Here is a 26,696-nt window from a genome sequence, read left to right on the forward strand (position 1 = left end):
CAATAAAAAATTACGCCTGTTTGTTCATAACCTCGTCAAAAGCTTTAGTTACTTCAGTAACTTTAGCCTGCTCAAGAACCCACTCAATAGCTTGTTCTTCAAGCGCAACGTTCTGCATTTGCTGCATAAGCTCTTGGTTGTTGTTGTAGTACTCTACCACTTCTTTTGGATCTTCGTACGCAGAAGCTGCCGTTTCGATCATCTCGTTTACTTTGGCATCGTCAGCTTTAAGCTCGTTCTGCTTAATCACTTCGCCAAGCAATAGACCGATTGAAACACGACGCTTAGCATTGTCAGTAAACAAGTCAGCTGGAAGCTCAGGAAGGTTTTGGCCTCCACCTTGTTGGCTGAAACGCTGCTTAGCTTGTTCACGAAGTGCATTAACTTCTTGGTCGATAAGCGCTTTAGGAATATCTACTTCGTTTGCTTCTACAAGCTTAGAAATAACGTCTTCTTTAAGCTTCGCTTTAAGCGTCTGGTTTAGTTCGCGCTGCATATTCTTACGAACTTCAGCTTTAAGCGCGTCAACACCACCTTCTTCAACACCAAATAGTGTTGCGAACTCATCGTCTACTTTAGGAAGTGCTTGGCCTTCAACTTTCTTAACTGTCGCTTGGAATACCGCGTCTTTACCTTTAAGGTTTTCAGCATGGTAATCTTCTGGGAACGTTACTTCAATAGTAACTTCATCACCGGCTTTCGCACCAACAAGTGGTTTTTCGAAACCTGGGATCATACGATTTTGACCCAACTCTAGAGAAAAGTCTTCTGCCTTACCGCCTTCAAACTCTTCGCCGTCGATAGAGCCAACAAAGTCGATAATTACTTTATCGTCTTTCTTCGCTTTACGCTTTACTTCTTTCCACGTGGCATGCTGCTTTTGAAGCGTTTCCATCATCGTATCAAGATCAGCGTCAGTAATTTCTACTACTGGCTTTTCGATTTCTAAGTCGCTGATGCCTTTAACTTCAACTTCTGGATAAACTTCGAAAGAAGCAACGAATTCAAGATCTTGTCCGTCTTCGTCTTTCGTAAGTTCAAACTGAGGCATACCAGCTGGCTGAATTTTTTCTTGGATAACCGCTTGGTAGAAGTTTTGCTGCATGACGTCACCAGCAACTTCTTGACGAACTGCTTGGCCAAAGCGTTTCTTAATTACGCTTACTGGTACTTTACCAGGACGGAAGCCATTAATACGCTGCGTTTTCGCCAACTGTTGTAGGCGTGATTTAACTGCTGAATCAACCGTGTCAGATGGAACGGTGATAGTAAGACGGCGTTCTAAACCCTGGGTCGTCTCGACTGAAACTTGCATTATGTTACCTCAACTGTACGCCTCTTTAGGCGCTTTATTCACAATCCCCTCTCCCGCCGCACCAATCAAAGGCAAATCATAACGGGCTAGAGGTCGTTTCCGACGTTTGCACTTCCAAGCCACGACCAAATAAAACATGCCGTAAATTAAACTTGAAACAAACGCACTGGTTAAAAAAAGACGCCGTAGTATACAGCCGCTAAAAGGAAGAGTCGAGAGAGAAACGCAAGTTTATAACGCGCTTTTGGCGCATTAATGAGCGATTGGAGCAAATAACGGTATTTAGAGCAAAAAAGAAGGATAAATGGTCGGTGAGACAGGATTTGAACCTGCGACCCCTTGTACCCAAAACAAGTGCGCTACCAAGCTGCGCCACTCACCGACTGGAATCATTGATATGATTGGCTTTTCATCAAAAAGCATAAAACATGGTGCGGAAGGAGAGACTTGAACTCTCACGCCGTGAAGCACTGGAACCTAAATCCAGCGTGTCTACCAATTCCACCACTCCCGCGAAAAAGTGGGGTGGACGATGGGACTTGAACCCACGACAACCGGAATCACAATCCGGGGCTCTACCAACTGAGCTACGCCCACCACTGAGGTGTTGCAAAAGCATACATGAGAATTGTACCATGATGCTACTAAAATTCATCGTCCATTGTCAGGTCCTACCTGACTCGCATGGCGCGCCCGGCAGGATTCGAACCTGCGACCCACGGCTTAGAAGGCCGTTGCTCTATCCAGCTGAGCTACGGGCGCTCGACGAATCTTTGCATTGCAAAAAATGGTCGGTGAGACAGGATTTGAACCTGCGACCCCTTGTACCCAAAACAAGTGCGCTACCAAGCTGCGCCACTCACCGACTGTGTAATGACTTTGAAGCGTTTTGCCTCACTGCCTTTACGGGGTGCGAATATTACTGACTTGCCCCCACCTCGTCAAACACTTTTTTAAATAAAAACACCAACCGCTCACAAAGCGCGCATAATCGCGTTTTTTTGACCAGAACGTATGTGTTTTGTACAACTTTTCTCTTCTGAGAGTATTCCGCGGCAGCTAAATGCGATACACCGTTATCGATACTAATGTGCAAAAATAGTGAATGTCCCGTTCATCACGCCATTTTATCTTCTTAAAACGCAGCGGTAATTATAATAAAGTGGCTTTATTATCAAAAATATTACGTATCTATCGTTAAACGCCCCCTATAAAAAGAAAAATGCTAGTTACTCGATATACTTTTGTGAAACAATAATACGCACTTGTTGATTACTAAATGTATACCAATTTATGACCGCCCATCTAATAGACGGCAAGCTCATTGCCAAACAAGTTCGCCAACACGTAACCTCTTACGTCGACTCTCTTATTCAAGCAAAAAAACGACAACCAGGGCTTGCTGTTGTCTTGGTAGGCAGTGATGCTGCTTCACAGGTTTACGTAGCTAACAAGCGCAAAGCCTGTGATGAAGTGGGTTTCGTCTCGCGATCTTTTGACTTGCCAGCCGACACAACCGAAGAAACATTGCTTCAGTTAGTCGATGATCTCAACAATGATAAAGAGATAGATGGCATACTCGTACAGTTACCGTTACCTGCAGGCCTAAACGCAGAGAAAGTGCTAGAGCGTATCCATCCACATAAAGATGTAGACGGCTTTCATCCTTATAACATTGGCCGCCTTGCTCAACGTATACCCGCCCTGCGTCCATGTACACCTAAGGGCATCATGACGATGATTGAGTCAACAAAGCGCCCTGTTAAAGGTTTAGACGCTGTGATTGTTGGCGCATCTAATATTGTTGGCAGGCCAATGAGCCTAGAGTTACTGCTTGCAGGATGCACAGTAACAACATGTCACAAGTTCACACAAGATTTGAAGAGCCACGTTCAGCGTGCAGACTTACTTGTTGTTGCGGTCGGTAAGCCAAACTTTATCCCTGGTGATTGGATAAAACCTGGGGCGATTGTCATTGATGTTGGCATTAATCGTATTAACGATGGCTCACTGGTTGGTGACGTTGAATTTGATAAAGCTAAAGAACATGCTGGGTGGATTACACCGGTACCCGGTGGCGTGGGTCCAATGACCGTAGCAAGTCTCATTGAGAATACACTCGAAGCGTACGTTAAGTACCACTCTTAATTAAAGTAGCCGCCATGTTACATTGGCGGCTTATAGGGTTACCGTGACAACATCTCACTATATCGACGCGACTATGCAATGGGTAGACGACGTTGTAATAACACATAATTTCTGCCCTTTTGCTCGGTTTGTCAGAACGCCCAATCAAATTCGCTGCGTTGTGGTTGACGGTGACACAGGCGATGCAGTAACACGCCTATACGATGAATGTGTGCACCTTGACAACAGTAACGATATTGCAACCACATTAGTTATACTCTCTCATTCCCACTTTACACAGTTTGATAATTATCTCGATGCCCTCGCTATTGCCGAGCGTATGATGGCTGATTGGGGATATGCGGGGATATATCAATTAGCAAGTTTTCATCCTGATTATTGTTTTGATGGTGAACCTCAACAGAATGCCTCACATTATACCAACCGGTCGCCCTACCCTATGTTTCATTTAATCAGGGAAGATGACATTACACGGTATATGCCTAATGAAGATGACGCCGAAGTTATTTACACAGACAATATGAAAAAAGCAGAAGCATTAGGTTGCCCCTACTTCGACGCGACGCTAGCGCAAATTAAAGAACAGCATAAGCAAGATAGTTAATGACTGTATGGCCAAATCCCTTAACCAACGTGCTTACTAATGACAACCTTACAGGCTCAGATTGATACCATCGGAGTCATTTCAACTCCATTTCGTCAAAAGTTTGCGATCCCCCGCCAGCCTAATTTAGCTAACGCGGAAGGTATCATTACTCCTACCGACACATACAGCACATTGGATATGGTGAGAGGACTAGAGAGGTTTAGTCATCTGTGGTTATTGTTTTTATTTCATGAAAACATGTCTCGAGGTTGGAAGCCGTTAGTCAAAGCCCCTCGATTAGGTGGAAACGCTAAAACAGGCGTATTAGCCACTCGTAGCACCCATCGCCCAAATAATGTTGGTATGTCGGTGGTAAAAAATCTTGGAATTAAAAAGGTAAAGAATCGTTGGCAACTTAAAGTCAGTGGCGTTGATTTGCTAGACGGCACGCCGATTATCGATATTAAGCCCTACCTCCCTTACGCCGACATTATTCCAACGGCGAGTGAGACACTCACAGAAACAGCACCTATCCCGCAACGCGCGGTTACCTTTACCGCCCAGGCACAAGCCGACTGTATGCGTGCGCAAAAAATGCAGCCTGATCTTTACACGTTAATCATCCAATTATTAGCACAAGATCCTCGCCCCGCTTATCGGCATAACCTTGAAACCGACGACAAGATATATTGCGTTCAACTTTATCAATTTGACGTCCGTTTTGTAGTTGAAAATGGAACGGTAGTCGTAAAAGCGGTCGATATTGTTGAAACACCCTGACCATTTCAGGATGCGCTGTGATAAAGGTGAGGTTAAGTTGCGATAAAACGCACGCAGTTGTAGCACAATTGGGTACAGTTAATTAGAATACCGTCACTATTAGATTTCATTAAAAACAGGAAGACTGCAATTCATGCGCACTAGTCAATATTTGCTCGCTACGCAGAAAGAAACTCCGGCAGATGCTGAGGTAACAAGCCACCAGCTAATGCTAAGAGCTGGAATGATTCGAAAGCTCGCTTCTGGCCTTTATACTTGGCTACCTACAGGCCTGCGTGTACTTAATAAAGTAGCGAATATTGTCCGTGAAGAAATGAATAAAGCCGGCGCGATTGAAGTGCTTATGCCTGTGGTTCAGCCCGCCGATCTTTGGCAGGAATCTGGACGCTGGGACGAATACGGTCCGGAACTATTGCGTGTGAAAGATCGTCATCAACGAGACTTCGTGCTTGGTCCAACACATGAAGAAGTGATTACTGCACTCGTTAGAAACGACATTAGTAGCTACAAACAACTGCCAATAAACCTATATCAAATTCAAACTAAATTTCGAGATGAAGTTCGCCCCCGCTTTGGCATTATGCGTGGCCGCGAATTTACCATGAAAGACGCCTACAGCTTCCATTTAGACGATACGTGTTTAGAGAAAACCTATCAAACCATGTATGACGCCTACTGCAATATTTTCTCTCGCATGGAGCTCGACTTCAGGCCTGTAATCGCAGATTCAGGTGCAATAGGTGGTAATCATTCTCATGAGTTTCATGTACTCGCCGAGTCGGGCGAAGATGCAATTGCATTTTCTAGCGACAGTGACTTCGCCGCCAACGTAGAAATGGCTGCAGCTGTGGCACCGCAAAAAGCGACAGCGTCCGGTGCTGCGCAAGAGACAAAAGACGCGAAAGGTAAAGACTTCACTGCTATTTTGAAAAGTGTAGACAGTAGTGCTGAGCACGCGGTTAAGGTCACGTTGGTCAAAGCGGCAAACAAAACCGACAGTAAAGGTAATGTTATCGAGTCAAATGACTGGGTGGCGTTAGTACTACGTGCCGACCATGAACTAAACGACATCAAGGCTGAAAAGATTGATAGTGTCGCCACACCGCTTGTTGAAGCGTCGTTCGAACAGGCAAAAGAAATCCTCGGTGTCTCGCCATTTTTTGCAAATGCCACAAATCTTCCTGTACCGGCAGTTGTAGATGCGAGTGCTGCTGCACTTGCTGACTTTACTACCGGTGCTGGTGTTGGCGGAAAAGTTATCGTTAATGCAAATTGGCAGGACGATGTAACCGGTGTAGATATCCGAAACGTTGTCGCCGGTGATGCGTCACCTGACGGCAAAGGTACATTGGATATTAAACGTGGTATCGAAGTAGGCCATATTTTCCAGCTAGGTAGCAAATACTCAGACGCAATGAACTGCGGTGTGTTAACAGAAACGGGTAAACATCAAACGTTAACAATGGGTTGCTACGGTATCGGTGTATCACGCATAGTGGCAGCGGCGATTGAACAGAATCATGATAAGTTCGGTATCAAGTGGCCAGCCCCTATTGCTCCGTTTAGCGTTGCGCTTATACCAATGAATATGCATAAGTCGCACAGAATTAAAGAAGCTGCTGAGGCACTTTATGAAACACTTGTTGGTTTAGGCATCGATGTACTGTTTGATGACAGAAAAGAGCGCCCTGGCGTGATGTTTAACGATATGGAACTTATCGGTATTCCACACAGTATCGTGATTGGTGAGCGCAACTTGGACAATCGCCAAATTGAATACAAAAATCGCGCGACAGGTGAGAAACAGTTGCTAGATATTGATACGGCAAGTGAGTTTATTGCTAACCTATAAATAGCAACAACACACTTAATGGAGGACGCATGCAGTTAACTTTTTACGGCGTAAGAGGCTCTATCCCCACTCCGGGCCCAGAGTTTGTGCGCTATGGTGGAAATACTGCATGCGTTCACATTGAACTGGAAGACGGGACCGATATTGTTTTAGATGCAGGCACAGGCATTAGGCGCTTGGGAAACCAGCTTGTTAAAAAAAGTACGCCTATTCATTTGTTGCTTAGCCATAATCATTGGGACCATATTCAAGGCTTCCCTTTCTTTGTACCCATATTCCAAAAGGACCGCGACATTTATATTTACCCTGGGCAGACCACACTGCCAGAGTACGACCAAATTTTAAACCAGATGAATGGCAGTGTTTTTCCCGTACCGGCCAGCGCATTAACGGCAAATATCCAACTTACTGTGCTGCCTGCTGAACAACACACATGGGAAATAGGCACGGCAACCATCCGTCGACTGCCCATGAATCATCCGGGAAAAGGCAGCGCTTATGCTATCGAGGCTGATGGACAGAAAGTTGCCTACATTACAGACAACGAACTTTACCCTCCTTACAAAAAAGAAACCGATTTTCTGACATTTGTTGAGTTTGCCCGTGATGCCGATGTGATTATTCATGATGCTCAATACATGATGTCAGATATGCCGAAAAAATCCGGCTGGGGGCATTCTGTCGCCGAAGAAGCCGTTAAGCTGGCGATGGCATGCAATGCAAAGTGTCTAGCGTTGTACAGCCACGACCCAGACAGAACCGATGATGATATTGACCACGTAATTGATCACTGCAACCAGTATGTGACGATTGCGGAATCTCCTCTTGATGTAATTGGTTCAATGGAAGGACAAACCCTCACTTTTTCTAACCCTTAATTTTTTATTGCTTGTTAACCTCACATGGAGAGCCCTGGTGCCTGTGTTTAAACGAATTTCATTAATAGCAGCATTGTGCTGTGTAGCAACGGTCACGGTTGCTCAAGAAACACCTCAGCAACAACAATCAGAACAAGCAGGAAGCGAACAGCAAGCAACTGAGCAGAGTGATAAAGACACTCTATTAGATATTGAAGTTATCGATATTATCAAACGAGATACCACCACAGAGAGCGCACTTGATGATCGCTTAGAAGGCGACAAAGAAGCAATTGATAACGTTTACGCGATGACGCAGCACCGCCAAAACTACATATTGCCTATCACTTACGTTACGAACCCTAATTCAGAGGGCAATAGCGAGCTGACTGAAGACAATGTTGATAAAAAAGAAGCTAAGTTTCAAATTAGTGTTAAGTACCCGTTGTACTTAGAAGACATTGGGTTTGATGGGGTGTATTTCGGGTTCACGTTTACGTCGTTTTGGCAGCTGTATAACAGCGAAGTATCGAAGCCATTCAGAGAAACCAATTATGAACCTGAAGTTTTTTGGCAAGAGACCGCTGATATTTCAGTACTTGGGTATAAGTTTAATACGCTTCAAGTGGGCTTCAACCATATGTCCAATGGGCAAAGCGGTCTTCAATCTCGCAGCTGGAACCGTCTTTTTGCATCTCTCGTTTTCAGTGATAACGACGATATCTACTATATCAAGACGTGGTACCGCATACCAGAAGACGAGAAAACTGACCCTCTTGACCCAACAGGGGATGACAACCCAGATATCGAAGATTTTTACGGCCGTGCCGAATTTGGTTACGGACGAAAATTTGGTGACGTGAAACTGTTCGCCTTATTAAGAAACAACCTATCGTTCGATGACAACCGAGGTAGTATCCAAGTTGACCTAACTTACCCTCTGTCTAGCCGTTATGACATTATGTTCCAATACTTTAACGGATATGGCGATTCACTTATCGATTACAATCGTTCACAAGAGCGGATTGGTGTTGGTTTTCAATTACGTTTCTTATAATCATACTGGGCGCATAATGGCCATATAACTCATATATATGGTTAGACGAAGCCGTGTGGTCGACAATATAACGACCACACTCTCTTCCTAGCATACGCCGGCTGCCCGATAGAGTTGCAAATGCACATCCACCAGCGCTTTGATATCTCGTTGGTAGCCGCCACCTATTACTCCAGCGATAGGCAGGCCTCGTGACTCTGCGGCATCAAATACCATGCAGTCTCGTTGATACACCCCTTCGGTAGTGATGTTTAAAAGGCCTAGGTCGTCATTTTTATGCACATCCACACCGGCATCATAGATAATGGCATCAGGGCTAAACATCCTAAACGCCACTGACAGCGCTTCTTCTAAAGCCTGTAAATACTCTTCATCACCCGCACCTTTGGGTAAGCCTATATCGATATCTGACACTTGCTTTCGATGAGGAAAATTTTTCTCGCCGTGAATAGATAACGTGAAAATTGACCTATCATTCTCACACAGCTTTGCCGTTCCATCGCCCTGATGCACGTCCAAATCGATAATCATCACGTTGTCTATACGCCCATCTTCCTGCATTGCTTTTGCTGCAAGGTACAAATCGTTAAACAAACAAAAACCTGAACCAAAATCAGCAAAAGCATGATGGTAACCACCCGTCAAATTCAGTGCTTTTCCGTGTTCAAGCGCAAGCTGAGCTGTCAGTGTAGTCCCAAATACCGCCGTTAAGCTTCTGTCTATGAGCTGCTGTGACCATGGAAAACCAATTCGGCGCATAGCTTTGGGGTTAAGTTCACCGCTAATAAGATCATGTACATATTGTTTATCAAAATGAGCGTCTAGGGTGTCTCTACTGATAGGTATAGGCGCGTAAAATGATGAGTTGGGAATACCTCTATCTCGCAACGCCTCGCGGATCCCTTGGTACTTTTGAATGGGAAAACGATGGCGCTCAGGCAAATCAACCTGGCTGTAAATAGGATGAAAAACAAGTGGTATAGACATAATTCCTTTCAGCTGTGTTAACCGTCTGACATGACTGGAGAGTAGACTAACAAAAAAGCGGAGCAATCGCCCCGCCTATTCATAATGATGAGGCAGTATTAACGGGTCAAACTGTGTACCACTTTTTCTACGTTATCAGACATGCTTCGCATAGAACGAGACATATCATCACGTTGTGCTAGCTCATGGTAACGTTCTGATGAACGAACAACATTACTAATAATATCTTCCACTTCGGCCAGCACGACCTCTTGCTCATCTGCCGCGTCGTTGAGCGCCACCACTGCTTTTGCCGTTTCTTTAATATCATTAACCACTTCATTCAACGTAGCAAGTGCGGTTGAGGCTTCAGCTGCATTGCTGTCAGACAAGGCTTTACCTGACTTCATTGCAGAAACTGCCGTTTTAGCCTCGGCTTCAAAGCTACTTAGTATGTCGTTTATTTCTTTAGTCGATTGCTGTGTTTTTGCTGCTAATGCGCGTACTTCATCTGCTACAACCGCAAAACCTCGACCATGCTCCCCTGCCCTTGCCGCTTCAATAGCCGCATTTAGCGCAAGCAAGTTCGTTTGGTCCGCAATTTCATTAATAACGTTAACTACCTTTAAAATATTGGTACTTCTACTTTGAAGGTCGCTCACGATATTGCTTGAATCTGTTACCGTGGTGGCAAGTTGAATGAACCCTTTATTCGCATTTTCAAATGTGGCGTAACAGCTCTCTACGTTCTTTTCAGAGTTATTGGTTGCCACAGCAACTTGGTCAGTAATAGCCACTAGGCTTTGAACAATCTCTTTGAGTTTATCGGTGCTATTATCCAACGCTTGCGAGGTATTGCGCTGTTCTGCTGCGCCGCTCATTATTGACGACCCCACATCACCTAATGCACGAAATGCGTTTTCCATCTCTTGCTCGGCATCTCTTAACTGTTGTACTGAGCTGTTTAATTTTTTCTGCAACTCACGGGCCGAGTCGGCCAGCACGCCTAATTCGTGGTTACTGGTATAGGTGAGCGAGTAGTCATATTGACTCGACGCTAAATTCGAAATACAGGCAGCTATATGTTTGGTAGGCCTAATCACCTGACTGCGCAATCTCGAAGTTACGTAAAATATTGCCAGTAACGTTAAGGCAATGGCGGCACTGATAATTAGCCACAACGTACTACGTGTGGTCGATTTCAAATCGACGAGAGCTGTTTCAGCTTGTTCGGCAATATCTACCGCAACATTAGAAAGCAGCTTTGCGGGCTCCCTGTCGATGCCTCTTACAAAACTATCGCCAACACTCGGGTCGTAATTCGCATTAATAAACGCCTGATACCCTTCCCTGTACTTCTGTGCCATCACATCGTGCGCTTTTAAAAACAGTCGAATATCATCTTTGGCTTTGTCGCTAATCGCAGGATTCAACAGCATTGCCGTAAACTGCTTAGTAATTTCGGCTTCACGGGCCTTAAAGCGATCCCAATATTTATTTCTGTCTTTATCGTTGCTGCCACGAAGCAACACATTCTTCCATTCTTGTACCTGTGTTTTAAAGGTACTAAGTATATGATTTACATCGCGCTCGGCTTGTACGAGGGTACTATCGACCTCATCAAAAGCATTAAGCAGAGAGAAAGACTTGGAAATCGACGCGCCGTTCAGCAAAACTAAAATAAAGAAACTGGCGAGGATAGGCGTCATCACTAAACGACTGATACTGGTGTAATTGAACACAGGCAGAAGACCTTTTGCGTTGCGAAAATGTTGTCACATACATTACATGTTATTTTTATGACAGAGAAATGACAATAGAAGCATAAAGTAATAGAGACTTACCGATTACCTAATGCCCTATTTAATATAGGCTGAGATATAGCAATAAAAAAGAGCCTTTCGGCTCTTTTTTGATTTTTACTCCCACTCTATCGTGGCAGGCGGCTTTCCTGAGATGTCGTACACTACCCTAGAGATTCCATCGATCTCATTAATAATGCGATTCGACACCTTACCTAAGAAGTCATACGGTAAATGTGCCCAATGTGCTGTCATGAAATCGACCGTTTCTACCGCGCGTAAACTCACAACCCAATCATATTTTCGTGCATCACCCATAACGCCCACAGAACGTACCGGCAAGAATACCGTAAACGCTTGGCTCACTTTCTGATACAAGTCGGCATTATGCAGCTCTTCGATGAAAATCGCGTCAGCGCGGCGAAGCAAGTCACAGTACTCTTTCTTGATCTCACCTAATACTCGCACACCTAGACCAGGCCCTGGGAACGGGTGGCGATAAAGCATGTCATAAGGTAAACCAAGCTCAAGACCTATCTTGCGCACTTCATCTTTGAAGAGTTCGCGTAGCGGCTCTACAAGACCAAGCGCCATGTCTTCTGGCAGACCACCCACATTGTGGTGTGATTTAATCACGTGTGCTTTGCCGGTTGCAGAGCCCGCCGATTCAATCACATCAGGGTAAATGGTCCCTTGCGCTAACCATTTGGCATTGGCTAATTTGCTCGCTTCTTCATCGAAAACTCTAACAAACTCATTACCAATAGCCTTACGCTTGAGCTCTGGGTCTTCAACGCCTTTTAAGCGGTCTAAAAAGCGCCCTTCTGCGTCGATACGAATAATATTTAAACCGAAGTGATCGCCAAACATCTCCATCACCTGGTCGGCTTCATTAAGACGTAACAAGCCGTTATCGACGAATACGCAGGTCAGGTTCTTACCAATCGCACGGTGAAGTAACATTGCCGTTACGGATGAATCTACGCCGCCTGATAAACCCAGAATAACCTCATCATCACCCACTTGGGTTTTGATACGCGCAATGGCATCTTCAATAATGGCCCCTGCGGTCCATAACTTTTCGCATTTACACACATCCATAACGAAGTGCGTAAGCAAACGCATGCCTTGTCGGGTGTGCGTCACCTCGGGGTGAAACTGTACACCGTAAAATTGTTTTTCTTCGTTATACATGGCGGCATGTGGACACGATGGCGTTTTTGCAACGGTTTCAAAACCTTCAGGGATCGTTGATACCTTGTCACCATGACTCATCCATACATCAAGAAGCGCATTACCGTTGTCGCTAATCGCGTCTTCAATTTTATCAAGCAGCGGGCTTGGCTTAACCACCTCAACTTGCGCATAACCAAATTCACGCTTATCTGAGCCTAATACGCTGCCACCAAGTTGTTGCGCCATGGTTTGCATGCCGTAGCACACACCTAATACAGGCACGCCTGCATTAAACACATAGTCGGGTGCGCGTGGAGAACCGGCTTCAGTTACCGATTCAGGACCGCCAGATAAAATGATGCCCTGAGGATTGAATTCTCGGATTTGTGCTTCGCTTACGTCCCAAGCCCAAAGTTCACAATAAACGCCGATTTCACGTACGCGACGTGCAATAAGCTGTGTGTACTGCGAGCCAAAATCCAAAATGAGTATTCGTTGGTCGTGGATATTTGTGGTCATGTTTTTACCCGTTAAATAGAAGAACAAAGGCCGGTTATGAACCAGCCTCGCAATCGTCGGTCACCTTTACCCTAAACGGTAGTTTGGCGCTTCTTTCGTTATGCTTACATCGTGCACGTGGCTTTCGCCCATGCCTGCTGCGGTAACACGAACAAATTGTGCTTTCGTATTAAGCGCTTCTATGGTGCCACACCCTGTTAGGCCCATCGCCGAACGAAGCCCGCCCATTTGCTGGTGAATAATGTTGGCAATTGGCCCTTTATAGGCAACACGACCTTCAATACCCTCTGGCACTAGCTTTTCAGCATTATTAGATTCTTGGAAGTAACGATCTGAAGAGCCATGGCTTTGGTTCATGGCGCCTAACGAGCCCATCCCGCGATATGACTTATAATAACGACCTTGGAACAGCTCGACTTCACCAGGCGATTCTTCTGTCCCTGCTAGCATACTCCCCACCATCACACAGCTTGCGCCGGCAGCAAGTGCTTTAGCAATATCACCAGAGAAGCGAATACCACCGTCGGCAATAACCGGTATACCCGTTCCTTCAAGCGCAGCAACGGCGTCTGACACTGCTGTAATTTGGGGTACGCCACAGCCAGTAACAATACGGGTTGTACAAATAGAACCTGGGCCAATGCCCACTTTCACTGCATCAACACCTGCATCAGCAAGGGCTTTTGCTCCGTCACCCGTTGCCACGTTACCCGCGATAATTTGTACATCTGGGAAGTCAGCACGAACTTTCTTAACACGGTCAATAACACCTTGTGAGTGACCATGTGAGGTATCGATTAGCAGCACGTCAACGCCAGCTTCAACCAGTAAAGCAATACGCTCATCAGTACCTGGCCCTACGCTTACCGCAGCACCAACACGTAAACGACCTAATGAGTCTTTACATGCGTTAGGTTTATTTTCTGCTTTTTGGAAATCTTTAACCGTAATAAGGCCCGTTAGTTTGAAGGCGTCGTCGACTACTAAGATTTTTTCAATGCGATGCTCGTGCATAAGATCAAGTACGACATCTGAGCTTGCGCCGGCTTTTACCGTAACAAGGTCATCTTTACCTGTCATTACATTGCTGATTGGCAATTCCAGACGTTTTTCAAAACGAAGATCTCTACCCGTCACAATACCGATAAGGTTGTTGTCTGCATCAGTTACAGGAAAGCCTGAATAGCCTAAGCGCTTAGATAACGCGATAACATCACCAATAGTGGCGTCTTTTGTCACCGTTACTGGGTCTGATACTACGCCACTTTCGTATTTCTTTACTGCTCGAACGTGTTTGGCTTGCTCTTCTGGCTTCATGTTTTTGTGAATGAAACCGATACCACCTTCTTGCGCAAGGGCAATAGCTAGCGGCGCTTCAGAAACGGTATCCATGGCAGCAGACACCATGGGAATATTCAACGTAACGTCGCGCGTTAAACGCGTTCTTAAGTCGGCAGTATGGGGAAGGACGGTTGAGTGGCCGGGAACCAGCAACACATCATCAAACGTCAGGGCTTCTTGGATGATTCGTAGCATGCAACAACACCTTTTCAATTGAGGGTTAATTGCGGCGCAATTGTAGTGTTTTTTATATTTCAGGTAAACTCTATTTGTATTAAACCTGATGATTTTTTTTATGTTTACAAATTCACCGTCTACATCGCGACAAATTTTAACAGTTACATCACTTAATCGCTTGGCTCGAACCGTGCTTGAGGGCGAAATTGGATTAATATGGCTATCTGCTGAAATATCTAATTTTGTCTGTGCCGCATCGGGGCATTGGTACTTCACGTTGAAGGACAACAAGGCGCAGGTGCGCGCTGCTATGTTTAAAGGGGCTAACCGTTCTGTAAGGCAGCGCCCTAAAGAAGGCGATAAAATTTTAGTACGTGCGTCGGTAGGCCTTTACGAAGCCCGCGGAGACTACCAGTTAGTGGTAGAGCATATGGAGACCGACGGTGAAGGTGCGCTTAAGCAAGCCTTTGAAGCGCTAAAGGCCAAGCTTAATGCTGAAGGGTTATTTTCAAGTAGTGTGAAAAAGCCCCTGCCATCAACGGTTAAAACATTGGGCGTGATTACCTCGTCCAGTGGCGCAGCTCTGCACGACGTACTTAGCGTGCTGAAACGACGAAGCCCGCAAACTGAAATCATTGTGTATCCGTCGATGGTTCAGGGAGAAGCTGCCCCCCAACAACTTATTCACGCATTGAAAACAGCAATAAAGCGTAATGAAGTCGATGCCCTGTTGATTACTCGCGGCGGTGGCTCGCTTGAGGACTTATGGTGCTTTAACAATGAACAGCTTGCTCGAGAAATCGCAGGGTGCCCTCTACCAACGGTCTGCGCCGTCGGTCATGAAGTTGATTTCACAATAAGTGACTTTGTTGCAGACCTGCGGGCCCCTACGCCTTCTGCTGCAGCTGAACTACTCAGTCAGGATACCGTCGCGTTATTTGAAGGAATAGAGCAAAGAAAAGCGCGCTTAGTAAGAGCCATGCATCACCGTATAAATCATGCAAGGCAGCATTATACCTTACAGCGCCAAAAACTGACGTCGTTGCACCCTTCTGCAAAAATCCAACATCAATGGCAAACGTTAGACCGTTTACAGCTGCGCCTTAATCATTGTATAGAGCGCACGCTTACCGGGGCTTCTGACACGCTAAGAACCCAAACCGCACGCCTTGAACGACACACACCAACTAACCGTATCAATAACGCCTCTAATCGGGTTGCACAGTTAACAGCATCGCTTCACGCTAACATGCAGATGTTGATTAAAAGCAAAAAAAGAGATTTGGCGCAGTACGCTGGTCTACTCCAATCTGTCAGCCCTCTGTCGACGTTATCCCGCGGTTACAGCATTACGTTCTCTGATAGCACACCAATAACATCGATATCGGCAATAAAAGAAGGTGACGAGGTAAAAACGCGAGTGACTGACGGCGAAATAACCAGTAAAGTGGTTGCCATCACAGCCAATGAGTAATGTATGAGCTATTTAAATCGCGTTCAGCCGTTCGCCAGTGTCGACGCTGGTGACTTGCAGGTCATTTCAGTATGACGATGTCTAATAACGTGACAGTGGCTGCTGCTACATCTGCATTTATAGCGACTAGCGCGATGATGCTATCCATGGTAATGAGCCCCGCTCAGGCGTCTACCAACGGTATCACATTGTCCGTGTTTTCTACGTTTCCTAGTGAAGCGCTAGAAAATGTATGCCGCGAAACCAATGTTAACGTTCAACCAACGTGCACAGAAGACGCGCTATCTCCCGACGCTTTTATTGGCGCCCTTCAAGCTAACGTGCCGTTTAATGCGTTACTTCCTTTTGAAGACAACGCCGACTATTCATTACTTATTGCAAACTTAGGTCAAACGTTTAAAAATTTACCTGAACAGACGCAATTAGCTGAATTCACCCTTCAATGGCGTGGCATAGAAATAGACTCATTTACGGTCGTTCAAGAACATACACAAAATGCAGCACCGCAAGACGTGGCAGCGAAAATGGTAGACGCTTGGCATAACAACGTAATAACCAACAACGTTTTTACGTCACCTTTTCTCTATCATGCGCTAAATGCTAGCGACTATGAAAACAACTTAGTGGTACCTGAGCGCGTTGGTAAATTTACGCGATTAGATACACAACTTTACCCTGACCCTTTTAGAGGTTCGATCACGCGGTACATTCACCCCGCTTTCGAAGAAGCGTTGGTCGATGTGACTATTTACCCGATTTTGGCAGCATTAGATAGCGATACAGATACGCTACTTAATGCGGCACTGAATGAGGATTGGAACCGCGCAGGCGATGTAGCAACAGCTAAAAACTTACAATTATCGCAGACATCCCCCGCCTCGCCCTATGTCGTTTCAGAAACACTCAAGGGTTGGAGGCTTGGGTTAAAAGCAGAGTCTGAACTCGAGCCCACTATCTTCGCAACGACCTACGTATTTCAATTGTCAGACAAGTACATCAAGGTAGCGACAACATTCCCTGCTGACTTTTCAGACCCGATTATTGATGAGTTAGTGGCGCAAATAGCCGTACCTGACGAATCGCCATTGATGGTCGAGATCCGTAAAATGCTGGTGAATTAAGCCCATAAAAAAACCGCTCTGAGAGCGGTTTTTTGTTTTATTTTTTGTCTTTGTAAAACGACATCATTCTTTTGCGTTTGCGCTGTTGTGCCAACGTCAGGTTATTCTTCTTACCTTCGAATGGGTTGCTGCCTTCTCTAAATTCAATTTTGATTGGCGTTCCCATAATTTCTAGGGCCTTTCTGAAATAGTTCATCAAGAAGCGCTTGTAAGAATTTGGCAAATCATCCACTTGGTTACCGTGAATAACGATAACGGGCGGATTATAACCGCCTGCGTGAGCATATTTCATCTTCACCCTACGACCGCGAACAAGAGGCGGTTGGTGATCGTCTTGCGCCATTTCCATTATCTGCGTAAGCATTGCGGTGTTAATACGCTTTGTTGCACTTGCATAGGCTTCTTGCACAGATTCGAACAAATTCCCTACGCCCGAACCATGAAGCGCAGAAATGAAGTGAATTCGCGCGAAATCGATAAACCCTAAACGACGATCCATTTCACGTTTAATGTCGTCTTTTACATCTAGCGTTAATCCATCCCACTTGTTCACGGCAACAACCAAAGAGCGTCCAGAATTAAGTACAAAGCCTAAAAGGCTTAAGTCTTGGTCTGTAATGCCTTCGCGCGCATCTATAACGAGCAAAACAACGTTCGACTCTTCAATGGCCTGAAGTGTTTTTACAATCGAGAATTTCTCAACCGCTTCGTTAACTTTCTTACGCTTTCTTACCCCAGCAGTATCGATAAGTACATACTCGCGCTCGTCACGTTCCATCGGAATGTAAACACTGTCTCGAGTAGTGCCGGGAAGGTCATACACCACCACGCGCTCTTCACCCAATATTCTATTGGTTAGTGTAGACTTACCTACGTTAGGCTTACCGACAATGGCAAGTTTAATGGGTAACGATTGAAGCCGTTCACGCTGCGCTTCTGCATCAAGCGATTCATCAATAACTTCTTCAACCACTTCCATATCTGGAAAAGATGCTTCTAGCGGCGCGAGAGCGTCTTGCAATAATTGGCTAACACCGCGGCCATGCGCGGCAGCAATTTGCTTAATTTCCCCTAGACCCAGAGAATAAAATTCAGCACTCTCGCTGTCGCCGTCAATACCATCGACTTTATTGGCTACCACAAACACATGTTTATTAATTCTGCGTAGGTGATCAGCAATCCCTTGGTCGGCTGGCAGCAAACCTGCACGAGCATCAACCAAGAACATCACAACATCGGCTTCTTCAATAGCCAATAAGGACTGCTGCGCCATTTCGGCATCAATGCCCTCTTCATCGCCTGTGATACCACCAGTATCTACCACAATGAATTGACGACGCTCGAACTTCGCCCGGCCATACTTTCTATCGCGGGTAAGTCCAGGATAATCTGCAACAAGCGCATCGCGCGTATTTGTCAGACGATTAAATAAAGTCGACTTTCCAACATTGGGACGGCCAACCAAAGCAACAACGGGTAACATGTATCAGATCCTAAAGGTCATGAGTGCTTGAAAGCACAAACCGCAAGTAAGCGAAGCCTACTTGCGGTTACTGTGAGTTTTCATTATACCGTGTAATGGATAATGCGTCAGCATGTAACGCTCATCTGCACGAAGTACGTTTTATATACTTACATTTCAGCGCATACTACTAACATTAATTCATATTTACTGGGGTGCAACTATCGACGCTACAACGCCTTCACGCGTCACTGCAACAATCTTGTCTTTTACGTTAATTGGCGAAGTATAGATAGCATCATCTTCGTCATCACCACCTACATCTAGTCGTGCGACAATCTTTCCACTTTCTTGGTTTACCCAGTGTAAAAATCCCCAATTATCGCCAACAACAATATTATCACCCATGGGAGTTGCAGCCGTTAAAGAGCGGCCCTTTAACGTACCTTGTGACCATAGTTCAACACCGTTGCGTCTATCAAGCGCATAGACATTTGAATTATTGTCTACCACAAAAATTCGATTACCATCGATGCTAAGGTTACGAAATGAAGCATACTCACGCTTCCAAATCACGCGACCCGACTGCAATTCAACGGCAGCTAACGTACCGTTATACGCTACCGTATAGATGGTTCCACCGAACAATACGGGCGTAGTGTCTATATCAACAATACGTTCAAGCTCTGTTGCACCGGTAGGCTTTGCAATAGCGGTCTCCCATGCTAAAACGCCGTTGTCTATCAGGTTTACTTGAATTTTGCCTGTCGCCGTTCCAACAATGGTACCACCGTTAGAAGCAACAGGGCCTGAAATGCCACGCAGCGTAAGTGGCGGGGTATCACCTTCGTGATGCCACAATTCTTCGCCGGTACGGGTGTTAAAGCCATAAAGAGAGCCAGCGCCGGTATTTACTACCAATACGCCTTCATCTGCCGCAGGCGCTGCTAGCACTTCACCTGGGATAGTCTTGCTCCACGCCGTTTCGCCGGTTTCAGCATCTAATGCTACAACATGGCCATTTTCAGTGCCAACATACACATGCCTGTCGGCCGCATATATACCGCCTATGCGCGCGCTTTCGCCACTTTCCCAAACGCTAGACACGCTGTTCCAAATACCTTCACCTTCGAAAGATGCAAAGTCGCGCTCCCACATGACTTCGCCAGTGTCGGGGTTCATTGCAACCACAATTCCGTGGCGGTCGGCAGCGTAGAGCTTGTCGTACGCATAAACAGGTTGTAGACGCGAGAAGTAAAAGTCGACACCGTCGCCAATATCACGAGACCACTCAACTTGTGGTGAAAATTGCGCGTCAATAGGCTTTAATCGACGAATTTCTAACTCTTCTTCATCAGCAAACCAGTCTGAAACCGTTGAACAGCCAGAAAGCGTGAATGTCATGGCTAAAACCATGCCAGTGATGCGAGCTAAACGGCCTGTAGGGCCACACGTATTGTGAAACAAATTACGTACCTCTTTATTTTTATTTACCAGCTTATTGGCCCGCAATGGCTAAATTATCTACTTTCATTTGTAGCAGCGGGTTATTGGCATTTTTTTCTAAGGCGGCTGAATAAGCCAAGCGCGCATCATCAATCTTATTCTGCAGCTGGTAAACATCACCTTTTAATTCAGAAACTTCCGCGCTAAACGCTTCACTTTCAATATTGCCTAGCGTAGACAACGCTGCATCAAGCTGGTTCATTTCAATTTGCACACGAGCAAGACGAACACTGGCCAATGACTTCAACTGGTCGTTTTCTGCAAACGTAACAACATGGTTAAGGTGCGACGCGGCACTGTCTAAGTCGCCTGCATCAACCGCTTGTTTTGCAGCAATCAAGCTTGCAACACTTGCATAACCGGTATCTTTATTCGCTGTAATAAAGGCTTCTACATTTTCCACGCCGTTTTCAGCATCAAGGCTTTGCACCGCTTCCTGATAAGCAACGGACGCCGCTTCACGGTTTTCGATTTGTGTTTCTGAGTAATAACGCCAGCCCCACAGGCCGCCTAAACCAAGTGCTGCACCAACAATAATCGCGGTACCGTGCTCTTTCCAAAAACCTTTGATCGCTTCTACTTGTTGTTCTTCTGTTGCGAATTGTTCCATGACTTCCTCTTATCTTAACGGTTTAGCAATGCAGAAACCGTGCGCGTTAACGCATCAAACTCAACAGTTTGCTGTTCCTGACCATCACGTAGCGGCTTTATCCCAACGGTACGTGATTGCATTTCATCAGACCCTAGTAACAGTGCAAGTTGTGCACCGGTCTTGTCTGCACGTTTAAGTTGCTTTTTAAAGTTTCCACCGCCGCAGTGCATCATAATACGCACGTCTGGCAATGTATTTCGTAAATGTTCAGAGACCTCGACAGCATACGCTTGCGCATCATCACCCATCGCAGTGACATAAACATCCGCGTTTGCGACATCCTGCCCCTCGTCGGTTAACGTAGTAAGCAGCAATACGAGACGCTCTAGTCCCATCGCAAAGCCGACCGCGGGGGTAGACTTTCCGCCTAACTGCTCAACCAAACCATCGTACCGGCCGCCAGCACACACGGTACCTTGAGCACCCAAGCTGTCTGTAACCCATTCAAACACCGTTCGGTTATAGTAATCTAACCCGCGCACTAAACGAGGGTTTATTTCAAATTCAACGCCTGCTTGCGTCAAACGCGCGCATAACGTATCGAAGTGCGCTTTTGACTCATCATCAAGATGGTCGATGAGTGAAGGCGCATCAACGATGGCTGCCTGCACCTCTGGATTCTTGCTATCTAGCACTCGCAGCGGATTGGTTTCCAATCGACGCAGCGACTCTTCATCTAGCTTATCTGCTCGCGCTTTCAAATAATCGACAAGTGTATCGCGATAAGCGGCGCGCGCTTCATTTGAACCCAAAGTGTTAATTTGAAGTTTAACGTGCTGCTGAATACCAAACAGCTTCCAAAATCTGGCACTAAGAAGGATAACTTCTAAGTCGATATCAGGACCATCAATACCATAGGTCTCTACGCCAAATTGGTGAAACTGGCGATAACGGCCTTTTTGAGGACGCTCGTGGCGGAACATAGGCCCCATATACCACAGACGCTGCTGCTGATTGTATAACAAGCCATGCTCGTTACCCGCGCGTACACAACTAGCAGTACCTTCAGGACGAAGCGTAAGGCTGTCGCCATTTCTGTCCTCGAAGGTATACATTTCTTTTTCAACAATATCGGTTACTTCACCAATAGAGCGCTTGAATAAGTCTGTGCTCTCAACAATCGGAGTGCGTATTTCTTGGTAGCCATAACTCGCTACCACCTGACGAATTGCAGATTCTACTTTCTGCCATGTACCGGATATTTCCGGCAGGCAATCGTTCATGCCTCGAATTGCCTGAATAGTCTTAGCCACGTGAAATTCTCATACTGCTAAATAGTGAAAAGCCCCGCATTATAGGGGCTTTGGAAATAAACAACAATGCTCAGCTGTATTGTTCTTTGCGCAATGTGCGCTTGGTGAAACAATTACCGCGCGTTAGTCTTTTATTGCTACCTGAATTTTATTTTCTTCGCGCATTCTTGCTGCCTTAGCACGAATACGGCTCTCGAGCCTATCTACAAGGTCGTCATTAGGAAGACGCTCTTTTACTCGCTTACCGTCTTCATATAAACCACTCATATTTCGCGCCCCCGTTAAACCTAAGTCAGAGACTTCGGCTTCGCCAGGCCCGTTTACCACGCAACCAATGATTGAAACATCCATCGGCGTTAAAATGTCTTCTAACCGTTCTTCTAACGCGTTCACTGTCGATATAACATCGAATTCTTGGCGTGAACAGCTGGGGCATGCAATGAAGTTAATGCCTCTAGACCGAATGCGTAGTGACTTTAATATATCAAAGCCAACCTTAATTTCTTCCACTGGATCTGCCGCGAGCGATACCCTTATCGTGTCACCGATGCCTTCGGCAAGTAACATGCCCAGACCGACCGCGCTTTTCACAGCACCGGCACGCTGGCCGCCTGCTTCGGTAATACCCAAATGAAGAGGCTGATCAATTTTCTGCGCCAGTAAACGGTATGCACCTACCGCCAAAAAGACATCTGACGCTTTTACACTCACCTTAAACTGGTCAAAATTTAGCTTATCAAGGATATCAACGTGGCGCATGGCAGACTCTACCAATGCTTCAGGTGTGGGCTCACCATATTTTTCTTGCAAGTCTTTTTCTAACGAACCGCCATTAACACCAATTCGAATAGGAATGTTCTTATCTTTGGCGCAGTCAACCACTGACCTAACACGTTCCATATTCCCAATGTTACCGGGGTTTATTCTTAGGCAGTCTACCCCATACTCAGCCACTTTTAGGGCAATGCGGTAATCAAAGTGTATGTCGGCAACAAGAGGCACCGATACTTGCTTTTTAATTTCTTTAAAGGCTTCGGCCGCATCCATGGTAGGCACTGAAACGCGCACAATTTCGCCACCCACAGCAACAATTCGATTGATTTGAGCAACCGTTGCCGCAACATCAGTCGTAAGTGTATTGGTCATTGATTGAACGGCGATAGGCGCGCCATCGCCTATAGGAACATTACCAACATTAATACGCGTTGATTTGCGGCGCGTAATTGGACTTTCTGAAAACATCTTATTACCTATAAAGGAAGTGAAAAGCGTGCGGTACGACCATGATAGCTAGAAATATCGACGGCATCGCCATTTACTGAAATACGAACATTTTGTGGGGCACCCAGCGTTACTTGAACAGGTGGCACACCTGAGATCTCCATCACCCGGCCCGCTTCCTTAACACCATATGCAATGGTCTCACCGGTGGCGTCCTTTACACTAACCCAACAATCGTTATCGAAATTAAACAGAATGCTAATAGGCGCTGATGTATCAACGAGACCTTGTATGACAGCACCCTCTGTCTCTGATTCATCGTTTGTGATAAGTGCGGTGACATTATTTGTTTCATCAATAGTCGGTGCAGCCATCTCAGCGGCTTGTTCGCTGGTATCGCTCGATGAAGGAAGGTTAGTTTGCGCCGACTGAGACTCAAATTCATCCGTGTTAGCTTGTGCTTGCGATTGTGCAGGTACCGGATTAACAGCCATTGTGCTGCTGTCTCGTTCTGTCGCAACGCTCGTTAGCGGCGTCTCTGCCGCTTCTTTCAATACGCGTTCTGTTAACGGAGCTTCGACCACCCCCTCATCGCTAGGCTGCTGATACCACCATGCTACAACCCCACCGATAATGAGTAGCAGTATAATGTACGTTACTATCATCCAACGGTCATCATGTGTCTGTTTTGCGACACGCTTTGAAAAGCTTTGTAGTTTGGCCGGCGACTTAACACTGGTATGGTATTGCTCAAATGCAGCAATAACTGCCTCTGAGTCCATACCTAGTTGTTTGGCGTAATTGCGCACATAGCCTTTTGTGAAGGTGACTGAAGACGCGTCGTCAATCTTGTCATTTTCTAAATCATCGATTTGCCCGACTTTCAAAAAAAGCTTATTGGCTATATCTTGTTGCGACAGCCCTAAAGATTCTCTCTTCTCTAGCAGCATATTGCCTGGGCTTGGCGTACTTTGTTCTTGTTGCGCAGTTACGTCGTCTGCCGCATGTTGTTCTGACACCATTAAATTTTAATCCTCCTGCATACTCGGTGGTACCAACCAAAGCTTTTTACCAGCAAAAATAGCGCCAGTATTCTCTAAGTTGTTCCACGTTTGCAGAGTTACCATCTTGATATTATGCATGAGCGAAATACGATATAGGTTTTCGCCCTCTTTTACTATATGGAATATGGGTGTTTCTTCCACTATTTCAGTGTTTTCTTTGTCTTTTGGCGTTTCAGCAGTAGGGCTTACCGTCGTCACTGTTTGTGAACCCTCATAGTCGGGCTCAACGCTAATCACGACAGGCTGTTCTTGAGGTACATTAATGGCCTTCACCTTTGCCGTACGCGCTACTTTAGGTGCACTTTCACGTGTTACATCCAGGTAACGCTTAACATAAGGACTCTCAGGAAACATGGCAACGATCATATCGCCATAGCCTTTCGCGGTTTGCCAGTCACCCTGCCCCTTTGCAACTTCAAAGGCAAGCCATAACGAATCAGGCGATACTGGGCTGGCGCGTTCGTATTTTCTCAATGTGTCTTCCGCATTGCCCCACTGTCCGTTGGCAACATAAATTTCGGTCAGTAAATAAAGCGTTTTAGCACGCATTGGCTGGTGCTTCAGTGCGTCGTTTAAATAGTTAATGGCATCGGCTTCGTTGCCTTGGCTCTGCGCGCACAGTGCTAAGTTCTCGTAGGTTTCAGCGGTATTTGAGTATTGGCGGATATTAATGGCTTTCAAGAAATACGTTTTTGCTTTCTCGTAGTTACCATTTTGACATTGGAAGGCACCGTAACTGTTGGCAATATCACCGTTGTTAGGTGCAATATTCAAGGATTCTTCGTAAAACTCTTCAGCGCGGCTGATTTCACCAACAAGCTGATAATAATAGGCTAATGCATAGTGGACGTCGGCAGACCGAGGATCGAAAGACAGCGCCTTGTCGAGGTTCTTTTTGGCTTGCGCGTAATTGTTATTTTTAAGATACGTAAGACCAAGAGACATGCGTGTTCTCGCGGCCTCTTGATAGTCGATATTTTCGCTATAGCTGCCTGTTTGATTGCTAGTTACACAACCAAACAGCCCAGCTACCGCTAGTAAAAGTCCAACACGCAATCCGTTTAGCATCGATTCACCCTAATATCGTTATGATTATTGGGCTATTTTTACCGAAATTGCTTCGCCCTTCATCTGTTTTTTCAACATTCTTTTGGTTCTGTCTACCACATCACCAACAAGTTGTCCGCATGCGGCATCAATATCATCGCCACGGGTTTTACGCACTACCGTGGTAAAGCCGTATTCCATCAATACTTTCGCAAACCTATCTATACGCGAATTACTTGAACACGTATATGGCGAGCCCGGATAAGGGTTGAACGGAATAAGATTAATTTTACTTGGTGTATCTTTTAGCACTTTGGCAAGCTCATGCGCTTGCTCAGTGCTGTCGTTAATGTGAGAGAGCATAACATACTCAACGGTCACGCGTCCTTGGTTCGCCTTCGACTTGGCTAAATAACGACGAACACCAGCTAGAAACGCTTCAATGTTGTACTTTTTATTTACCGGTACAATTTCATTTCGTAACTCGTCGTTAGGTGCGTGCAACGAGATTGCTAACGCTACATCGATTTGATCGCCCAACATATCAAGTGCTGGTACAACACCAGACGTACTTAGTGTTACCCGGCGTTTTGACAGGCCGAAACCAAAATCATCTAACATGATGTCCATTGCCGGAACAACGTTTTTAAGGTTAAGCAGCGGCTCACCCATTCCCATCATTACCACATTAGTAATTGGGCGCTGGCTGGTATCTTTTGATAACCCTAAAAACGTAGCAACGCGCCATACTTGGCCAATAATTTCACTTACGCTTAGGTTACGGTTAAAACCTTGTTGCGCTGTTGAGCAAAACGTACACTCTAACGCACAGCCAACTTGCGAAGACACGCACAACGTGGCCCGGTCGGTCTCTGGGATCCATACCGACTCCACTTCTTGCCCGCCCTCAAGGGTAAGCGCAAATTTTATGGTACCGTCGCTCGCTTCTTGAAAGTAAGCAATTTCTGGTGCTTTAATCTCGCAGTTTTCAATAAGCATGGCACGAAGGTTCTTATTAAGATTACTCATCTTTTCAAAATCACTTTCGCCGTGCTGGTAAATCCATTTCATTACCTGATCGGCACGAAACGGCTTGTCTCCCATTTCCTTGAAGAAATTTCGCAAGCCTTCGCGATTTAGATTTAATAAGTTTGTTTTTGCCATGAAAAAGATGACCCTTCTACCTAACGAGGACAGTGGCCTCGTAATGCTTAATCGAATATTACACGCTCGACACTGTCGCCCGAGCAAAGAATAAAAAGCCGCAATATCTAAAACGGTCTATTAAGAAATAAACGTCTTGTTAAACTGCTTTAGATA

Annotated in this window: 21 protein-coding genes and 5 tRNA genes; 8 read left to right on the top strand and 18 right to left on the bottom strand. The window is 45.7% G+C overall.

All coding sequences use genetic code 11. The annotated features are described in order from the left end of the window. Window positions 1–10 precede the first annotated feature (10 nt). The 6 genes from tig to AC27EZ_RS03785 all read right to left on the bottom strand — a co-directional run bounded on the left by tig (window position 11) and on the right by AC27EZ_RS03785 (window position 2,180). Entirely contained in the window at window positions 11–1,315 is a 1,305-nt protein-coding gene (gene tig / locus AC27EZ_RS03760; protein ID WP_487134043.1) for a trigger factor, read from the bottom strand. 305 nt (window positions 1,316–1,620) lie between these two features. Further along, window positions 1,621–1,697 (bottom strand) — tRNA-Pro (locus AC27EZ_RS03765). Window positions 1,698–1,744: 47 nt separating this feature from the next. Further along, window positions 1,745–1,829: transfer RNA gene (locus tag AC27EZ_RS03770), tRNA-Leu, on the bottom strand. 7 nt (window positions 1,830–1,836) lie between these two features. Next, window positions 1,837–1,912 (bottom strand) — tRNA-His (locus AC27EZ_RS03775). Window positions 1,913–2,000: 88 nt separating this feature from the next. Further along, a tRNA-Arg gene (locus AC27EZ_RS03780) sits at window positions 2,001–2,077 on the bottom strand. Window positions 2,078–2,103: 26 nt separating this feature from the next. Continuing rightward, window positions 2,104–2,180 (bottom strand) — tRNA-Pro (locus tag AC27EZ_RS03785). A 428-nt stretch (window positions 2,181–2,608) separates the two neighbouring features. Here AC27EZ_RS03785 and folD point away from each other — a divergent pair. The 6 genes from folD to AC27EZ_RS03815 all read left to right on the top strand — a co-directional run bounded on the left by folD (window position 2,609) and on the right by AC27EZ_RS03815 (window position 8,595). Beyond that, on the top strand, window positions 2,609–3,463 hold the full coding sequence (folD, locus tag AC27EZ_RS03790) for a bifunctional methylenetetrahydrofolate dehydrogenase/methenyltetrahydrofolate cyclohydrolase FolD (protein WP_487134044.1): 855 nt from the start codon (window positions 2,609–2,611) through the stop codon (window positions 3,461–3,463). A 43-nt stretch (window positions 3,464–3,506) separates the two neighbouring features. Next, complete coding sequence (locus AC27EZ_RS03795; protein ID WP_487134045.1) at window positions 3,507–4,067, top strand: DUF1415 domain-containing protein; 561 nt, start codon at window positions 3,507–3,509, stop codon at window positions 4,065–4,067. A gap of 39 nt (window positions 4,068–4,106) precedes the next feature. Next, complete coding sequence (gene tsaA / locus AC27EZ_RS03800; RefSeq protein ID WP_487134046.1) at window positions 4,107–4,829, top strand: tRNA (N6-threonylcarbamoyladenosine(37)-N6)-methyltransferase TrmO; 723 nt, start codon at window positions 4,107–4,109, stop codon at window positions 4,827–4,829. A 133-nt stretch (window positions 4,830–4,962) separates the two neighbouring features. After that, complete coding sequence (locus AC27EZ_RS03805) at window positions 4,963–6,681, top strand: proline--tRNA ligase (protein ID WP_487134047.1); 1,719 nt, start codon at window positions 4,963–4,965, stop codon at window positions 6,679–6,681. Window positions 6,682–6,710: 29 nt separating this feature from the next. Next, a complete protein-coding gene (locus AC27EZ_RS03810) occupies window positions 6,711–7,559 on the top strand; it encodes an MBL fold metallo-hydrolase (RefSeq protein WP_487134048.1) in 849 nt (282 codons plus the stop codon). 43 nt (window positions 7,560–7,602) lie between these two features. Continuing rightward, window positions 7,603–8,595, top strand: a complete 993-nt coding sequence (locus AC27EZ_RS03815; protein WP_487134049.1) for a phospholipase A — start codon at window positions 7,603–7,605, stop codon at window positions 8,593–8,595. An 87-nt stretch (window positions 8,596–8,682) separates the two neighbouring features. Here the strand turns inward: AC27EZ_RS03815 and AC27EZ_RS03820 are convergent, their stop codons facing one another. From AC27EZ_RS03820 to guaB, 4 genes are all read right to left on the bottom strand, one after another. After that, a complete protein-coding gene (locus tag AC27EZ_RS03820; RefSeq protein ID WP_487134050.1) occupies window positions 8,683–9,582 on the bottom strand; it encodes a histone deacetylase family protein in 900 nt (299 codons plus the stop codon). A gap of 98 nt (window positions 9,583–9,680) precedes the next feature. Continuing rightward, complete coding sequence (locus tag AC27EZ_RS03825) at window positions 9,681–11,303, bottom strand: methyl-accepting chemotaxis protein (RefSeq protein ID WP_487134051.1); 1,623 nt, start codon at window positions 11,301–11,303, stop codon at window positions 9,681–9,683. Between the two features lie 177 nt (window positions 11,304–11,480). Continuing rightward, on the bottom strand, window positions 11,481–13,058 hold the full coding sequence (gene guaA / locus AC27EZ_RS03830) for a glutamine-hydrolyzing GMP synthase (protein WP_487134052.1): 1,578 nt from the start codon (window positions 13,056–13,058) through the stop codon (window positions 11,481–11,483). 66 nt (window positions 13,059–13,124) lie between these two features. Continuing rightward, window positions 13,125–14,594: an IMP dehydrogenase gene (gene guaB / locus AC27EZ_RS03835; protein ID WP_487134053.1), complete on the bottom strand. Its 1,470-nt coding sequence runs from the start codon at window positions 14,592–14,594 to the stop codon at window positions 13,125–13,127. Between the two features lie 100 nt (window positions 14,595–14,694). On the opposite strand from guaB, the gene xseA reads away from it, so the two are divergent. Continuing rightward, the gene (gene xseA / locus AC27EZ_RS03840) at window positions 14,695–16,050 is read left to right on the top strand and encodes an exodeoxyribonuclease VII large subunit (protein ID WP_487134054.1); all 1,356 of its coding nucleotides are present in this window, start codon (window positions 14,695–14,697) and stop codon (window positions 16,048–16,050) included. Between the two features lie 71 nt (window positions 16,051–16,121). After that, window positions 16,122–17,171: a hypothetical protein gene (locus AC27EZ_RS03845; protein ID WP_487134055.1), complete on the top strand. Its 1,050-nt coding sequence runs from the start codon at window positions 16,122–16,124 to the stop codon at window positions 17,169–17,171. Window positions 17,172–17,208: 37 nt separating this feature from the next. Here AC27EZ_RS03845 and der read toward each other — a convergent pair whose 3' ends face one another. The 8 genes from der to rlmN all read right to left on the bottom strand — a co-directional run bounded on the left by der (window position 17,209) and on the right by rlmN (window position 26,540). Continuing rightward, window positions 17,209–18,654 carry a ribosome biogenesis GTPase Der gene (gene der / locus AC27EZ_RS03850; RefSeq protein ID WP_487134056.1) on the bottom strand — a complete coding sequence of 482 codons (1,446 nt, stop codon included), beginning with the start codon at window positions 18,652–18,654 and terminating at the stop codon, window positions 17,209–17,211. Window positions 18,655–18,840: 186 nt separating this feature from the next. Next, the gene (gene bamB / locus AC27EZ_RS03855; RefSeq protein WP_487134057.1) at window positions 18,841–20,100 is read right to left on the bottom strand and encodes an outer membrane protein assembly factor BamB; all 1,260 of its coding nucleotides are present in this window, start codon (window positions 20,098–20,100) and stop codon (window positions 18,841–18,843) included. A gap of 31 nt (window positions 20,101–20,131) precedes the next feature. Next, a complete protein-coding gene (locus tag AC27EZ_RS03860; RefSeq protein WP_487134058.1) occupies window positions 20,132–20,749 on the bottom strand; it encodes a YfgM family protein in 618 nt (205 codons plus the stop codon). A 14-nt stretch (window positions 20,750–20,763) separates the two neighbouring features. Continuing rightward, complete coding sequence (gene hisS, locus AC27EZ_RS03865) at window positions 20,764–22,044, bottom strand: histidine--tRNA ligase (RefSeq protein WP_487134059.1); 1,281 nt, start codon at window positions 22,042–22,044, stop codon at window positions 20,764–20,766. A 123-nt stretch (window positions 22,045–22,167) separates the two neighbouring features. After that, a complete protein-coding gene (ispG, locus tag AC27EZ_RS03870; protein WP_487134060.1) occupies window positions 22,168–23,286 on the bottom strand; it encodes a flavodoxin-dependent (E)-4-hydroxy-3-methylbut-2-enyl-diphosphate synthase in 1,119 nt (372 codons plus the stop codon). A gap of 8 nt (window positions 23,287–23,294) precedes the next feature. Next, on the bottom strand, window positions 23,295–24,287 hold the full coding sequence (locus tag AC27EZ_RS03875; RefSeq protein ID WP_487134061.1) for a RodZ domain-containing protein: 993 nt from the start codon (window positions 24,285–24,287) through the stop codon (window positions 23,295–23,297). Window positions 24,288–24,293: 6 nt separating this feature from the next. Then, entirely contained in the window at window positions 24,294–25,397 is a 1,104-nt protein-coding gene (gene pilW, locus AC27EZ_RS03880) for a type IV pilus biogenesis/stability protein PilW (RefSeq protein ID WP_487134062.1), read from the bottom strand. 24 nt (window positions 25,398–25,421) lie between these two features. Then, window positions 25,422–26,540, bottom strand: coding sequence for a dual-specificity RNA methyltransferase RlmN (gene rlmN, locus AC27EZ_RS03885; RefSeq protein WP_487134063.1), 1,119 nt, complete (start codon window positions 26,538–26,540; stop codon window positions 25,422–25,424). Window positions 26,541–26,696: the final 156 nt, after the last annotated feature.

Source organism: Alteromonas sp. 4NH20-0056, from assembly GCF_057539655.1.